1 protein-coding gene is annotated in these 277 nt (G+C 65.0%); it reads left to right on the top strand.

Annotated features, from left to right (window positions below; all coding sequences use genetic code 11):
* A partial coding sequence (locus tag PU683_RS22170) for a hypothetical protein (protein WP_431190974.1) occupies nucleotides 1-277 on the top strand: 277 nt, incomplete at both ends.

Raw genomic sequence — 277 nt, 5'->3', positions numbered from 1 at the left:
ATACGAACGTACCCTGGAACTGCTGGAGGAACGCCGCGAAGAGGCAGAACGCGCAGTTGAAATCTACTCTAGCTTTGAAGAGCGCTACGATGCGGCACTGAAGACCGTTGAGAAGGCGGCATCTGAGGTGGCGCAGACTGAGCGTGTCTCGGGTGAGGCAGCGCAGTCTCGTTCCCGCGCGCAGGCTCAGCTCGATACCGCCCGCGCCGCTGCGGTGGAGGCGACCCGCGCCTACGCGGCGGCGGCTGAGCGTGCAGCAACTCTGCGTGAGGCGCTG

This window comes from Candidatus Kosakonia sp. 282A-S69, from assembly GCF_029433855.1.
GTDB classification, from domain to species: Bacteria; Pseudomonadota; Gammaproteobacteria; order Enterobacterales; family Enterobacteriaceae; genus Kosakonia; species Kosakonia cowanii_A.
Note: the sequence above shows the minus strand (reverse complement) of the source record. Positions and strands in the feature narration are given on the sequence as shown.